This window comes from Streptomyces sp. NPDC056361 (genome assembly GCF_042262805.1).
Lineage (GTDB): Bacteria > Actinomycetota > Actinomycetes > Streptomycetales > Streptomycetaceae > Streptomyces.
In genome coordinates, this window is the sequence record NZ_JBHJQI010000025.1 from 25,543 (window position 1) to 37,742 (window position 12,200).

The 12,200-nt window shown below is 74.9% G+C and carries 14 protein-coding genes; 7 read left to right on the forward strand and 7 right to left on the reverse strand.

The window, feature by feature from the left end; genetic code table 11:
- Nucleotides 1–7: 7 nt before the first annotated feature.
- A complete protein-coding gene (locus ACFCY7_RS10885; RefSeq protein ID WP_376483398.1) occupies nucleotides 8–658 on the reverse strand; it encodes a uridine kinase in 651 nt (216 codons plus the stop codon).
- A 75-nt stretch (nucleotides 659–733) separates the two neighbouring features.
- Between ACFCY7_RS10885 and ACFCY7_RS10890 the strand changes: the two genes are divergently transcribed.
- Nucleotides 734–1,486 (forward strand): SDR family NAD(P)-dependent oxidoreductase, encoded by a 753-nt coding sequence (locus ACFCY7_RS10890; RefSeq protein ID WP_376483332.1) that lies wholly within the window; start codon nucleotides 734–736, stop codon nucleotides 1,484–1,486.
- Between the two features lie 26 nt (nucleotides 1,487–1,512).
- The gene (locus tag ACFCY7_RS10895; RefSeq protein WP_376483333.1) at nucleotides 1,513–1,881 is read left to right on the forward strand and encodes a MerR family transcriptional regulator; all 369 of its coding nucleotides are present in this window, start codon (nucleotides 1,513–1,515) and stop codon (nucleotides 1,879–1,881) included.
- Nucleotides 1,882–1,903: 22 nt separating this feature from the next.
- On the opposite strand, the gene ACFCY7_RS10900 is transcribed toward ACFCY7_RS10895, so the two are convergent.
- Nucleotides 1,904–2,554 (reverse strand): winged helix-turn-helix transcriptional regulator, encoded by a 651-nt coding sequence (locus tag ACFCY7_RS10900; protein WP_376483334.1) that lies wholly within the window; start codon nucleotides 2,552–2,554, stop codon nucleotides 1,904–1,906.
- Between the two features lie 91 nt (nucleotides 2,555–2,645).
- Here ACFCY7_RS10900 and ACFCY7_RS10905 point away from each other — a divergent pair, with 91 nt between their 5' ends.
- The 3 genes from ACFCY7_RS10905 (at nucleotide 2,646) to ACFCY7_RS10915 (ending at nucleotide 5,099) form a co-directional block, all read left to right on the forward strand.
- Nucleotides 2,646–3,857: a pyridoxal phosphate-dependent aminotransferase gene (locus tag ACFCY7_RS10905; RefSeq protein WP_376483336.1), complete on the forward strand. Its 1,212-nt coding sequence runs from the start codon at nucleotides 2,646–2,648 to the stop codon at nucleotides 3,855–3,857.
- A 68-nt stretch (nucleotides 3,858–3,925) separates the two neighbouring features.
- Nucleotides 3,926–4,384, forward strand: coding sequence for a hypothetical protein (locus ACFCY7_RS10910; RefSeq protein WP_376483337.1), 459 nt, complete (start codon nucleotides 3,926–3,928; stop codon nucleotides 4,382–4,384).
- 25 nt (nucleotides 4,385–4,409) lie between these two features.
- Entirely contained in the window at nucleotides 4,410–5,099 is a 690-nt protein-coding gene (locus ACFCY7_RS10915; protein ID WP_376483339.1) for a DUF2293 domain-containing protein, read from the forward strand.
- A gap of 47 nt (nucleotides 5,100–5,146) precedes the next feature.
- Here ACFCY7_RS10915 and ACFCY7_RS10920 read toward each other — a convergent pair whose 3' ends face one another.
- The 3 genes from ACFCY7_RS10920 to ACFCY7_RS10930 form a co-directional block, all read right to left on the reverse strand.
- Nucleotides 5,147–5,932: a chaplin gene (locus ACFCY7_RS10920; RefSeq protein WP_376483340.1), complete on the reverse strand. Its 786-nt coding sequence runs from the start codon at nucleotides 5,930–5,932 to the stop codon at nucleotides 5,147–5,149.
- A 128-nt stretch (nucleotides 5,933–6,060) separates the two neighbouring features.
- On the reverse strand, nucleotides 6,061–7,326 hold the full coding sequence (locus ACFCY7_RS10925; protein ID WP_376483342.1) for an SWIM zinc finger family protein: 1,266 nt from the start codon (nucleotides 7,324–7,326) through the stop codon (nucleotides 6,061–6,063).
- Complete coding sequence (locus ACFCY7_RS10930) at nucleotides 7,323–10,160, reverse strand: DEAD/DEAH box helicase (RefSeq protein ID WP_376483344.1); 2,838 nt, start codon at nucleotides 10,158–10,160, stop codon at nucleotides 7,323–7,325. Before ACFCY7_RS10930 ends, ACFCY7_RS10925 begins: the two co-directional genes overlap by 4 nt.
- A gap of 171 nt (nucleotides 10,161–10,331) precedes the next feature.
- Here ACFCY7_RS10930 and ACFCY7_RS10935 point away from each other — a divergent pair, with 171 nt between their 5' ends.
- Nucleotides 10,332–10,664: a hypothetical protein gene (locus ACFCY7_RS10935; protein ID WP_376483346.1), complete on the forward strand. Its 333-nt coding sequence runs from the start codon at nucleotides 10,332–10,334 to the stop codon at nucleotides 10,662–10,664.
- Between the two features lie 198 nt (nucleotides 10,665–10,862).
- Entirely contained in the window at nucleotides 10,863–11,132 is a 270-nt protein-coding gene (locus tag ACFCY7_RS10940) for a DUF6343 family protein (RefSeq protein ID WP_376483347.1), read from the forward strand.
- 11 nt (nucleotides 11,133–11,143) lie between these two features.
- Here the strand turns inward: ACFCY7_RS10940 and ACFCY7_RS10945 are convergent, their stop codons facing one another.
- Nucleotides 11,144–11,512 carry a tetratricopeptide repeat protein gene (locus ACFCY7_RS10945; protein WP_376483348.1) on the reverse strand — a complete coding sequence of 123 codons (369 nt, stop codon included), beginning with the start codon at nucleotides 11,510–11,512 and terminating at the stop codon, nucleotides 11,144–11,146.
- A gap of 70 nt (nucleotides 11,513–11,582) precedes the next feature.
- Complete coding sequence (coaE, locus tag ACFCY7_RS10950) at nucleotides 11,583–12,197, reverse strand: dephospho-CoA kinase (RefSeq protein ID WP_376483350.1); 615 nt, start codon at nucleotides 12,195–12,197, stop codon at nucleotides 11,583–11,585.
- Nucleotides 12,198–12,200: the final 3 nt, after the last annotated feature.

Here is a 12,200-nt window from a genome sequence, read left to right on the forward strand (position 1 = left end):
GCGGCCCCTACCCCTCTTCCCGGCCGCCACCGAGGCCGGTCCAGGCCGGGTGGCGGGGGTCGTCGGCGCGCACGACCGCGTCGGCGGTGCCTGCGGGGTCGACCTCCGTCTCGTACCGGGCGAAGGCGGGAAGCGTCCACTGCTCCTCGGTGCGGCGGGCGAGGGCGGCCGGCGACAGCCGGAGGTGCACGGTGAGGTCGAAGGGGAACCAGTGGCCGAGGAGGAACGGCCCGTGCACCACGAGCACGCCGCCGGGCGGCAGCGTGACGTAGGGGCTGCGGGTCGCCCGGTCCCTGACCGGGTCCCACAGGTCCGGCAGCACCCGGCCGGTGCCGTCCGGTCCCAGCGGGCCGAAGACCTCCCGCCACAGGGCCCCGGTGTCGACCCAGCCGTCGAAGTACGCGTCGGGGTCCCGCTTCCCGTACTCGTACCGGAGGGAAGCGGGCCGCAGGAAGCCCCCGGTCCCCACCACGTGGACGGAGCGCCCGCGTGCCCGCAGCGCCTCGGCGAGCAGGCCCGCCAGCTCGCCGCCGGGCGCGGCGGGCGGCCCGTCGATGCCGACCTTGAGCCACTCGCCGTCGTCGCCGGGGGTGGCCCGGTCGACGTGCCCGGCGAGGGTCTCGGCCAGCCGGTCCCAGGTGATCGCCTCGTATCGCATCCCGCTCATCCTGCCCGTCGTCCGCGCGTCACCGCTTGACCTTGCCCTTGGCGTCACTGTTCGACCCTCGCACGCATGGACACCACCACACCCACCAGGGTCGTCGTCGTCACCGGCGCGGGCACCGGCATCGGCCGGGCCACCGCGCGGGCCTTCGCCGGGCAGGGGGCGACGGTCGTCGCCGTCGGACGCCGGGAGGAACCCCTGCGGGAGGCCGCCGAGGGACACGCGGGGATCCACCCGTTCGTCGCCGACATCACGGCCGAGGGGGCCGCCGAGGAGATCGTGCGGGCCGCCCTCGCCTCCCACGGCCGCCTCGACGTCCTCGTCAACAACGCCGGCGTCTCCGCCGGCGGCCCGCTCGGCACCCTCGACCGCGCCGTGATGACCCCGCTCCTGGAGACGAACCTCGTCGCCCCCGTGCTGCTCACCCGGGCCGCCGTTCCGGCGCTCCGGGAGTCCCAGGGCGTGGTGGTGAACGTGACGACGACGATCGGCCTGCGCGGCTGGCCGGCCAACTCCTTCTATCCGGCGACCAAGAGCGCCCTGGAGACCCTGACCCGCTGCTGGGCGGTGGAGCTGGCGCCGGACGGCGTCCGGGTGGTGGCCGTCGCCCCCGGCGCGATCGAGACCCCGATCGCGGACCACATGGGGCTCTCGCCCGAGCGGCGGGCGGCCTTGCGGGCGTGGCAGCTCGCGCACACCCCGCTGGGCCGGATCGGCAGGCCCGAGGAGGTCGCCTGGGCGATCACCGCGCTCGCCGCGCCCGACGCCGCCTTCGTGACCGGCACCGTCCTGCCCGTCGACGGGGGCGCACTGGTCTCGTGATACGACTGCGCGAGGAGGTGGCGTCCTTGCGCATCGGTGAACTGGCCCGGCGGACCGGGGCGTCGGCCCGTGCGCTGCGCCACTACGAGACGGCGGGCCTGATCGGGTCGGCCCGCGCGGCCAACGGGTACCGGGTGTACGAGGAGGGTGCCGTCGCCCGGGTGGCGAACATCCGGTACCTCCTCGCCGCCGGTCTCACCCTGGACGACGTGTCCGCGTTCCGTTCCTGCCTCGACGGGGACGTCTCCGCGGCCCCTCCGTCCGCCCGCGGCCTGGAGATCGCCCGCGAGCGGCTGGCCGTCCTCGACGCCCGGATCGCCGCGCAGACCGCGGCGCGCGACCGTCTCGCGGAGGCCCTCGCGGCGGCCCCGGCGCCGGAGGGCGCGCGCTCCTGACCGCGCCCCGACCGGGCGGCGGTCAGCCCGCGCGCGTCCCGGCCGCCGCGGCGGTCCGTTCGAGGGTGGCGCGCCCGGACGCGACCGCCTCGGCGAGGGTCGACTCGCCTCCGGCCAGGGCCCGACAGGTCGCCGCGTCGGTCGCCAGCCGGGCGTCGGGCAGCTCCGCGACCCCGTCGCCGTACGTGCCGTCGCCGTACGCCGCACTGCCGTCGGCACCGATCCGCACGTGGAACTCCCCTTCGTCCAGGCTCACTTGGACGACCCCCTCGCCGAGTTCGGCGAGCGCCCCGAGGAGCGGGACGGCGTACCAGTGGGCGCGGACGGCGTCGGTCGGCCGGGGTTCGCCGAGGTCGGGCGCGCCCCAGGCGGCGAGGGCGCGCAGCACCGGCAGCAGGTCCCGTCCGCGCGGGGTGAGTTCGTAGACGTACGCCGAGGCGGGCGGGGGCAGCCTGCGCCGGGTGACGAGTTCGGCGCCCTCCATGTCCTTGAGGCGGCCGGCGAGCATGTCGGTGCTGACGCCGGGCAGGTCGGCGTGGAGGTCGGTGTAGCGGCGCGGTCCGGCGAGGAGTTCGCGGACGACGAGCAGGGTCCAGCGGTCGCCGACGAGGTCGAGGGCGCGCGCGGCGGCGCAGTGCTGGTCGTAGCTGCGGCGGCGTGGCTGACGTGGCATGCGACGCAGTCTAGACATGTTGTTGGACTTTCCAAGCTTGAACTTGGTAAAACCAAGCAACACTGATTCCGGGGACCTGGGGAGGTCGGACATGGAGTTCCGGCAGTCGAGCAAGCTGAACGAGGTCTGCTACGAGATCCGCGGCCCGGTGATCGAGCACGCCAACGCGCTGGAGGAGGCGGGCCACAGCGTCCTGCGCCTGAACACCGGCAACCCGGCGCTCTTCGGCTTCGAGGCTCCCGAGGAGATCGTCCAGGACATGATCCGGATGCTCCCCAAGGCCCACGGCTACACCGACTCCCGCGGCATCCTCTCCGCCCGCCGCGCGGTCGCCCAGCGCTACCAGTCCATGGGCCTGCCCGACGTGGACGTCGACGACATCTTCCTCGGCAACGGCGTGTCCGAGCTGATCTCGATGGCCGTCCAGGCCCTCCTCGAGGACGGCGACGAGGTCCTCGTACCCGCCCCGGACTACCCGCTGTGGACGGCGGTCATCACGCTCGCCGGCGGCAAGCCCGTGCACTACCTGTGCGACGAGGCCGCCGACTGGTACCCGGACCTCGACGACATGGCGTCGAAGATCACCGACCGCACCAAGGCCATCGTCGTCATCAACCCGAACAACCCCACCGGCGCCGTCTACCCGAAGGAGATCCTGGACGGCATCTTCGAACTCGCCCGGCGCCACGGCCTGATGGTCTTCGCCGACGAGATCTACGACCAGATCGTCTACGACGACGCCGTCCACCACCCGGCCGCCTCGCTCGCCCCCGACCTGGTCGTCCTCACCTTCGGCGGGCTCTCCAAGACCTACCGGGTGGCGGGCTTCCGCTCCGGCTGGCTGGTCGTCAGCGGCCCCAGGCAGCACGCCAGGAACTACCTGGAGGGCCTCACCATGCTGGCCTCCATGCGGCTGTGCCCCAACGCCCCCGCCCAGTACGCCATCCAGGCCGCGCTCGGCGGCAGGCAGTCGATCCACGAGCTGACCGCGCCGGGCGGCCGGCTGCGCGAACAGCGCGACCGCGCCTGGGAGAAGCTCAACGAGATCCCCGGCGTCTCGTGCGTGAAGCCGAAGGGCGCGCTGTACGCCTTCCCGCGCCTCGACCCCGCCGTGCACAGGATCCACGACGACGAGAAGTTCGTCCTCGACCTGCTCCTGCGGGAGAAGATCCAGGTCGTCCAGGGCACCGGCTTCAACTGGCCGCGCCCGGACCACTTCCGCATCCTGACCCTGCCGTACGCCGACGACCTGGACGCCGCGATCAGCCGCATCGGCCGCTTCCTGAGCAGCTACCGGCAGTGACGCCCAGCCCCCCGGACTGTCATGATCTACGGGTCTGCAGGCCGAGGGAATCGGGAGGGCGGCCGGTCATGGATGCGGCGCTGATAGCCGTGGCGGGAACCCTGTTGGGTGCCGTCTTCACACACTGGTTCCAGGGGCGGGCCACCGAGCGCACGGCCGCGCTCGCGCGCACCGAGCAGCTCCGGCAGGAACGGATCGCGACCTACAGCGCCTTCGCCGGCGCGGTCGTCGACTACCGGCACAGCCAGAACGACCGCTGGTTCCGGGCGCTCCAACGGCCCGGCTCCGAGGAGGCGGAGGAGTCCCGGCACGCCTCCTACCGCCAGCGCACCGCCGCCCGGCAGGCCCTCTTCCGCGTCCAGCTGGTGTGCGACGACCCCGAGGTCCGCCGGCTGGCCGAGGCGGCCTTCGTCGACTCCCACTGCATGCACGAGGCGGTCGACGAGGCGGACCGCGCCCGCCGCTCGGAGCAGGCGAAGAAGGCACTCGCCACGTTCATCGCCGCCGCCGCGCCCGGCGTCCGCTGAGCGGGTACCGGAGGGAGGACCGGCCATGGACCTCGTGGCACCCGTCGTCGTCGAACCGCTCAAGCGCCGCCGCTGCTCGGAGTGCCGGCAGGGACCGCTGGAGCGGATGATCGTCGAGTTCAACGCGCCGGTCTGCCTGGACTGCGCCGACCTCGGCCACCTGGTCTTCCTCCGCCGCGGCGACACCGCCCTCACCCGGCGCGCCCGCGAGGGCAGCGGCCTCTGGGCCGTGGTCGTGCGCCACAACCGGCGCCGGACGCGGTACGAACGCCAGGGCCTGCTCGTCGAGGAGGCGGCGCTCGCCCGGGCGGAGCTCGCGTGCCTGGCGGATGCCGACGCGCGGGCCAGACGGCGGGCCCGGGACGCGGTACGGCGCGCGGCGCGCGACACCGAGATCACCGCGCTCCTCGGCGCGGAGATCCGGCGCCTCTTCCCGTCCTGCCCGGAGGACCGGGTCACGGAGATCGCCGTCCACGCGTCGGCGAAGGGCAGCGGACGGGTGGGGCGCACGGCCGCGGGCCGCTCGCTCGACCGCGGCGCCGTCACCGCCGCGGTGCGCGCGTCCGTCCGGCACGTCGACACCCCGTACGACACCCTGCTGATGCAGGGGGTTCCTCGACACCAGGCCCGGACGAGGGTCGCTCCCGCCATCGAGGCGGTGCTCCGGGCCTGGCGTCGCGGCGGCGGGGACGCGCGCGGCCGGGGACGCGGCTGACGGCTCGGGTGTCAGCGCGCGGCGGCCGGACCGTGAGGAGCGGACCCTCAGGCCTGGTCCGCGGAGCGGCGCGCGCGACGGTACAGCAGGGCGCCGCCGAGCAGCAGCGCGGCGCTCGCGGGGGCGGCGTACCCGATGGTGTCCGCACCGGTGGAGGCCAGCGCCACCGAGCTCGTCTCACCCTGCGGGGCCGGGGCGGGGGCCTCGGTCTCGGCCTGCGGGACGGGCACGTTCCGGACGGGGGTCTGCGGGCGCGGCGTCGGGATCTCGATCGGCTGCTGGGGCTTGCCGGGGCCGTTGACCGAGGTGTTGCCGAAGACCGGGTTGCCGATGCCGACCACGTTGACCGAGTTGCCGCTCAGGTTCACGGGCAGGTCGACGGGAAGCTGGAGGCCGTTCCCGGAGAGGACGCCGGGCGAACCCACGGCGCTGCCCTCGGCGGTGGACCCGCCGCCGTTGGAGGAACCGCCGCCGGAGGAACCGCCGCCGGCGTGCGAGCCGCCGGCCTGCTCCCCGCCGCGCGGGGTACCGGGCTCGTCCTTGTGGGCACGGCCGCCGCCCTCGTCGGAGCCGTAACCGTCCGGCTCGGCGGAGCGGTTGGCACAGCGGTTCCCGAAGGCCGGGTTGAGCAGTCCGACGACGTTGACCGTGTTCCCGCAGACGTTGACCGGCACGTGCACCGGCAGCTGAACCGCGTTGCCGGAGCCGACGCCCGGCGAACCGACCGCAGCGCCCTGCGCGCCGGAGTCGGCGTGCGCGGCGCCCGCCGAGAGCGCGAGCGCCCCACCCGTGACCAACAGTGTGGCCAGACCACTTCGGCGAATCTGCCTCATGGCTTCCTGCCTTCCGGAGGTGTACACGGGCAAGTGCCCGTACCGGAATCAACGCGACAAACGGGTGTGCCGGATCCGGCCGTTGACGGGTTTCACTCCATCGAGTGGGATTCCGTCCACGTGTCCGGTCATCGCCCCAGCAGGTCGGTGAGGGCCCCGACCGGGTCCGGGTCGGGGGCGCCGCGCGGCCACCAGTCCTCGCGGCCGGCGTCCGACTCGTAGCCGTACCAGAGGCCGTCCCTGCCCAGCCGGAGCTGCAGGGATTCGGTGGAGAGCCGGTTGCGCCAGGGGCGGAAGGCGGGGAAGTCGGCGGCGAGCAGCGCGGGTCTGGCGCGGTCGAACGGGCCGGCCGGCGGGTCCCACGGCTCCTCCAGGACGACCAGCCCCGCGGCGCCGCCCTGCCGCCAGGCCGCGACGGCGCGCGCCAGGTCGGTGGGGGTGCGGTCGAGCGCGTACGCCAGGTCGCGGTAGAGCGCCCGGGTCGAGGCGGTGAGCCCGGAACCGGGGTGCGCGGCGGCCAGCCGGACCGCGTCCTGCCAGGGGGTGAGCGCGGCGACCGGGTCGTGGCCGGTGGCGAGGAAGACGTGGGCGCGGGCGGCGGCCTCGGTGGCGAGGAGGTCGAGCGCGAGCGGGTCGGGAGCGTGCGGGTCGGGCGGGAAGACCGCCGGACGGCCGGGCCGGTCCGGGACCGGCAGTTCGGGCGGCAGCGGCGGCAGTCCGGCGTCCGGGGCGAGCACGGTCCGGGCGAGGACCGTGGGCATCGGCGGTGCGGCGGCGGAGGTCTCGGCGGCGGACATCGCCGCGTTGCGCCGGGTGAGCTCGGCGAGCAGCTCCTGCTCGCCGCGGCCCCGCATCAGGAAGAGGACGAACGGGTCCTCGTCGAGGAGCCGGGCCGCCTGGTAGCAGAGGGCGGCGGCGTGCTTGCAGGGGTAGCCGTCGTCGGGGCAGGAGCAGTCGGGGACGAGGTCCCCCGGCGCGGGCAGCAGTCCGGCGACCGCCTCCAGGGCGTGCGGCACGTCCTTGTCGAGGAGGGCCGCGATGTGGTCGGGGCGGGCGGCGGCCTCGTCGAGGAACCGCTCCCAGCCGTCGTCGCCGAGTGTCCGCATCCGGATCTCGGTGCGGTACGGGCGGGGCCGGCTGCCGTGGACGTAGGCGACGACCCGGCCGGGGGTGACCGTGATCGCGTCGACGTGTCCGCGCCCGGCGTAGGCCTTGCCGCGGGCGAGGCGGTTCGCGTCGAGCGCGGTGTCCTCCAGGGCGTCGACCCAGGCGTTCCCCCACCAGGTGGCGGCGAACCGGCCGTCGGGCGCTTCGCGGGGTGCGACCTGCGGGAAGCTGCGGCGGCGGTCGTCGTGGCGGGGGGCGGCTCCGCGCGCGCCCCGTGCGTGGTTCACGCGGGCCTCCTCAGGGACACCAGGTCGGCCAGTTCGCGGTCGGTCAGTTCGGTGAGGGCGGCCTCGCCGGAGCCGAGGACGGCGTCGGCCAGGGCCCGCTTGGCACGGAGCATCTCGGCGATGCGGTCCTCGACCGTGCCCTCGGCGACGAGCCGGTGCACCTGCACGGGCTGGGTCTGCCCGATCCGGTAGGCGCGGTCGGTCGCCTGTTCCTCGACGGCCGGGTTCCACCAGCGGTCGTAGTGCACGACGTGGCCGGCCCGGGTGAGGTTGAGACCGGTGCCCGCGGCCTTGAGGGAGAGCAGGAAGACGGGGACCTCACCGGCCTGGAAGCGGTCGACCATCCGCTCCCGCTCGGCCACCGGGGTGCCGCCGTGCAGCAGTTGGGCCGGGATGCCCCGCGCGGCCAGGTGGTCGGCGAGGAGCCGCGCCATCGACACGTACTGGGTGAAGACGAGCACGGAGCCGTCCTCGGCGAGGATCGTGTCGAGGAGTTCGTCGAGCAGGGCGAGCTTCCCCGAGCGGCCGGCGAGCCGGGCCGTGCCGCTGCCGCGCTGGGCCTGCTCCTTGAGGTACTGGGCGGGGTGGTTGCAGATCTGCTTGAGGGAGGTCAGCAGCTTCATGACGAGGCCCCGGCGGGCCATGCCCTCGGCCTCCTCGATCTGCGCCATGGTCTCGCGGACGACCGCCTCGTACAGCGAGGCCTGCTCCCGGGTGAGGGCGACGGGGTGGTCGGACTCCGTCTTGGGCGGGAGTTCGGGCACGATGCCGGGGTCGGACTTGCGGCGGCGCAGCAGGAAGGGCCGCACGAGCCGGGCGAGCCGCTCGACGGCCTCCTCGTGCTCGATCTCCTCGTGGTTCTCCACGGCCCTGGCGTGGCGGGCCCGGAACGCCTTGAGCGGCCCCAGGAGTCCGGGGGTGGTCCAGTCGAGGAGCGCCCAGAGTTCGGAGAGGTTGTTCTCCACGGGAGTGCCGGTCAGCGCGACGCGCGCGGGGGCGGGGATCTCCCGCAGCGCCTTGGCCGTCGCGGAGAACGGGTTCTTGACGTGCTGCGCCTCGTCGGCGACGACCATCCCCCATTCCCGCCCGGCCAGTTCGGCGGCGCTGGTGCGCAGGGTGCCGTAGGTGGTGAGGACGAAGCCGCCCTCGGTTCCGGCGAGGTCGCGGTCGGCGCCGTGGAACCGCCGGACGGGCACGTCGGGGGCGAACCTCCGCACCTCCCGCTGCCAGTTGCCGAGCAGCGAGGCCGGGCAGACGACCAGGGTGGGGGCGCGGCGGGCCCGGCGCAGGTGGAGGGCGATGAGGGTGACGGTCTTGCCGAGGCCCATGTCGTCGGCGAGGCAGCCGCCGAGACCGAGCGAGGTCATCAGGTCGAGCCAGGCGAGGCCGCGGAGCTGGTAGTCCCGCAGGGTGGCGGTGAGCCCGGGTGGGGCCTGTACGTCCTCGGGGCCGGCGAGCAGCCGGTCGCGGAGGGCGGCGAGCGCGCCGACCGGGACGGCGGGGACGGTCTCGCCGTCGACCTCGGCGGTGCCGGTGAGCGCGACGGACAGGGCGTCGACCGGTTCGAGCAGGCCGAGTTCCCGCTTGCGGGCCTTGCGGACGAGGGCGGGGTCGACGACGACCCACTGGTCGCGGAGGCGCACGATGGGACGGTGGGACTCGGCGAGCTGGTCCATCTCGCGCTCGGTGAGCGGATCGCCGTCGAGGGCGAGCTGCCAGTTGAAGCGCAGGAGCTCCTCGCTGTCGAAGAACGAGGTGCCGTCGGTCGCGGACCCGGGTGCCGCGAGGGCCGGCCGGACGACGGCGGACGCGCTGAGCGAGCGGGCGAGCTCGCGCGGCCAGTGGAGGGCGACCCCGGCGTCGGCGAGCCGGGCGGCGGCCGGGCCCAGCAGCTCGTACAGCTCGTTCTCGGTGACCGCGAGGACGTCGGGCACGTCCCGCTCCATGAGGCGGGCGAGCGGGGGCCAGACGCGCGCGGCCCGGCGCAGCGCGAGGACGGCATCGATGCGGGCGCGGGGGCCGAAGTGCTCGCCGTCGCCCGCCCACAGGTCGGTGGCGTCGATGACGAGGGTGGGGTCGGCGAGGCTGTGGATCTGGAGGATCGCGGCGGCCGCGTGCCGCTCGTCGCCGTCCTCGTCGGCCGCGATGTCGAAGAGCTCGTATCCCGAGAAGTCCAGGCGGAGCGAGACGCGCACGCCCGCGTCCATCCCGGCCGCGGCCTCGGCCGCCCAGGCACGCGCGCGGGGCAGGTGCTGGGGCGCGCGGGCCGCGAACGGCGCCCCGACCGCGTGGGCGGCGGCCGGGGTGCGGGGCAGGGTGTCGGCGACCGCGTCGAGGAAGGCGCGCACGAGGGCCTCCGGCTCGGGCAGCCGCAGCGCGCCGCGCCCGGGTACGGGGACGGCGTACGCCTCGTACGGCAGGGCCGCCGCGACGGCCCGCAGATGGGCGATGTCGTCGGCGTCCAGCGGCCCGGCCCGCCAGGCGTCCAGGTCGTCCGCGGTGAGTCCCGGCAGCAGCCGGCCGCGGGCGGCCAGGTGCAGGGCGTGCAGGGCGGCGGCGCCCCAGCCGGCGGTGGCGGGGTGGGCCGCCGGATGGTGGCGGGCCACCACGAGATGGGGCAGGGCGGCCTCGATCGGCAGGGTGACCGCGGGCACGGCCCGGCCCCGGGCGCCGCCGCCGTGCCGACGGGCGACGGTCAACTCGACGCGCTCCGCGCCGCTCTCCGCCGCCTCGGGCGGCGCGCCGCCGTCCGGCGCCCAGAAGGCGATCCGGCCCTCGCGGGGAAGTGCCGCCGGCAGGAAGACGGCGGCACTGGTCGTCCAGCTGTGTGCCACGGCTCTGCCTCCTCCCGCTGTGCGTCGCGATCCCGACCGGACCTCCGACCTTACGGGTGGGGTCTGACAACGGCCGTCGGGTGGTTCCCCCGGGCGGCCCAACAGCGGATGACAGCGGGCGACGCGGGCGGCATGGTGGCCTGAAAGGACCCGACAGAAGAGGATTCCGCCATGTCCGTTCGCCGGCGTCTCGCGACCGCCACCGGGGCCGTGCTGCTCACTCTCGCCGTCGCCGGCTGCTCGGGCCTCGGCCGCACCGCCGTGGGCACCCTCTCGTACGAGACGGAACGCGAGCTGCTGGTGACCATCACGAGCCCCTCGGTGAACGGCTGCCACAAGCTGGCGCCGTCCGGCGTGACCAAGGTGGAGAACAACACGCTGACCGACATCATGCTCTACCGCACCCGTGACTGCCGGGGGCCGTCCACGTACCTGCCCACCACCCTGGGCGACTCGATCGCGCCGGACACCCTGCCCTGGCGCAGCTACAGCGTCGTGCACTGAGCGGACGAGGACGGCCGGACGGGGACGGCCGGACGGAAGTGCCGGCTGGATGAGGACAGCCCGACGAGAAGTGACGGCCGGACGGGGATCCGGCCGGACGAAGACGCCCCGGGGATCCCGGGGCGTCGTTCCTTTTCCCCCGCCGCGGGTACATGCTGGTGGTAGCCCTCGGGTACCCCGGCCAGGGATGTGACCGTCATGCGGAGCGGCAACGAGCCGGTGACCGCGCGCAGCGCGCTGCGGCTGCGGTTCTGGCTGAGTCTGTGGGGGCTGCTCTGGGCCGTGTTCGGCACGACGGTGTTCGCGCTGCTCGGCCGCCCCGGCTGGGCCGCGGCCTGCGGGGTGCTGCTCCTGGTGGCCACGGTCGACCTCACGATGGTGCTGCACCACCTGCACCAGGGCCCGCACTGGCAGCCGGGCCGGAACATCCCTCCGTACGAGCCGGATCACGGCGGCCAGGGGCGCTGAACCCCGCGCCGTCAGTTCCCGCTGTCGAAGCCCGCGGCGCGGAGGTACTCGGGCTTCGGGTCGAGGGCGGCGGCGAGGCGGAAGTGCCGGGTGGCCTGCGCGGTGTTGCCGGAGCGCTCGAACGTGCGGGCCAGCGCGAAGTGGGCGAACGCGTTGTCCGGCTCGCGCTCCAGGACCAGCTCGAACTCCAGCTGCGCCGGACGGAGCTGGGCGGCCGCGAAGAACGCCCGCGCGCGCAGCAGGCGCGCGGCCGTGTTCTCGGGGTGGGCGGCAATCACCGAATCCAGCAGCTTCACGGCGCCACGGGGGTCCCGCGCGGCCAGCAGGTGCTCGGCGGCGCGGAAGTCGATGACGTGCGTTTCCGGGTTCCTGTCGGCCACGGTGACATCCTTCCCCTCGATCCGCTGGTTGAACACCGGACCCCGTGACCGCATTCCGCCCGGGCCCGCGCTACCCGTCCTGGGCGGGGGCGGCCGCCCGGCGCGCCAGTTCGTCCCAGACCTTCCGGACCTGCGGCGCGAGCGCGTCGAGCGGCCCGTCGTTGTCGATCACGAGGTCGGCCACGGCCAGCCGCTGCTCGCGCGTGGCCTGGGCCGCCATCCGGGCCCCGGCCTCGGACTCGGCCATGCCCCGGAACCGTACGAGCCGGTCGAGCTGGGTCTCCGGGGACGCGTCGACGACGACCACCAGGTCGTACAGCGGCGCGAGTCCGTTCTCGGTGAGCAGGGGTACGTCGTGGATGACCACGTCCCCGGCGCCCGCCCGGCTCTCCAGCTCCGCCGACCGGGCCCCGACCAGGGGGTGGACGAGGGCGTTGAGGGTGGCGAGCCGCTCGGGGTCGGCGAACACGATGGAGCCGAGCTTCGGCCGGTCGAGCGTCCCCTCCTCGGTGAGGACGCCCTCCCCGAAGGCCTCCACGACGGCCGCGAGTCCCGGGGTCCCGGGCTCGACGACCTCGCGGGCGATCCGGTCCGCGTCGATCAGCACGGCCCCGTACGAGACGAGCAGCCGTGACACCTCACTCTTGCCGGCGCCGATCCCGCCGGTCAGGCCCACCTTCAGCATGAG

Coding starts and splice junctions, on each gene's coding strand:
- ACFCY7_RS10890 (WP_376483332.1), top strand. CDS start 734: ATGGACACCACCACACCCACCAGGGTCGTCGTCGTCACCGGCGCGGGC.
- ACFCY7_RS10920 (WP_376483340.1), bottom strand. CDS start 5,932: ATGAGGCAGATTCGCCGAAGTGGTCTGGCCACACTGTTGGTCACGGGT.
- ACFCY7_RS10915 (WP_376483339.1), top strand. CDS start 4,410: ATGGACCTCGTGGCACCCGTCGTCGTCGAACCGCTCAAGCGCCGCCGC.
- coaE (WP_376483350.1), bottom strand. CDS start 12,197: ATGCTGAAGGTGGGCCTGACCGGCGGGATCGGCGCCGGCAAGAGTGAG.
- ACFCY7_RS10885 (WP_376483398.1), bottom strand. CDS start 658: ATGCGATACGAGGCGATCACCTGGGACCGGCTGGCCGAGACCCTCGCC.
- ACFCY7_RS10935 (WP_376483346.1), top strand. CDS start 10,332: ATGTCCGTTCGCCGGCGTCTCGCGACCGCCACCGGGGCCGTGCTGCTC.
- ACFCY7_RS10900 (WP_376483334.1), bottom strand. CDS start 2,554: ATGCCACGTCAGCCACGCCGCCGCAGCTACGACCAGCACTGCGCCGCC.
- ACFCY7_RS10910 (WP_376483337.1), top strand. CDS start 3,926: ATGGATGCGGCGCTGATAGCCGTGGCGGGAACCCTGTTGGGTGCCGTC.
- ACFCY7_RS10940 (WP_376483347.1), top strand. CDS start 10,863: ATGCGGAGCGGCAACGAGCCGGTGACCGCGCGCAGCGCGCTGCGGCTG.
- ACFCY7_RS10905 (WP_376483336.1), top strand. CDS start 2,646: ATGGAGTTCCGGCAGTCGAGCAAGCTGAACGAGGTCTGCTACGAGATC.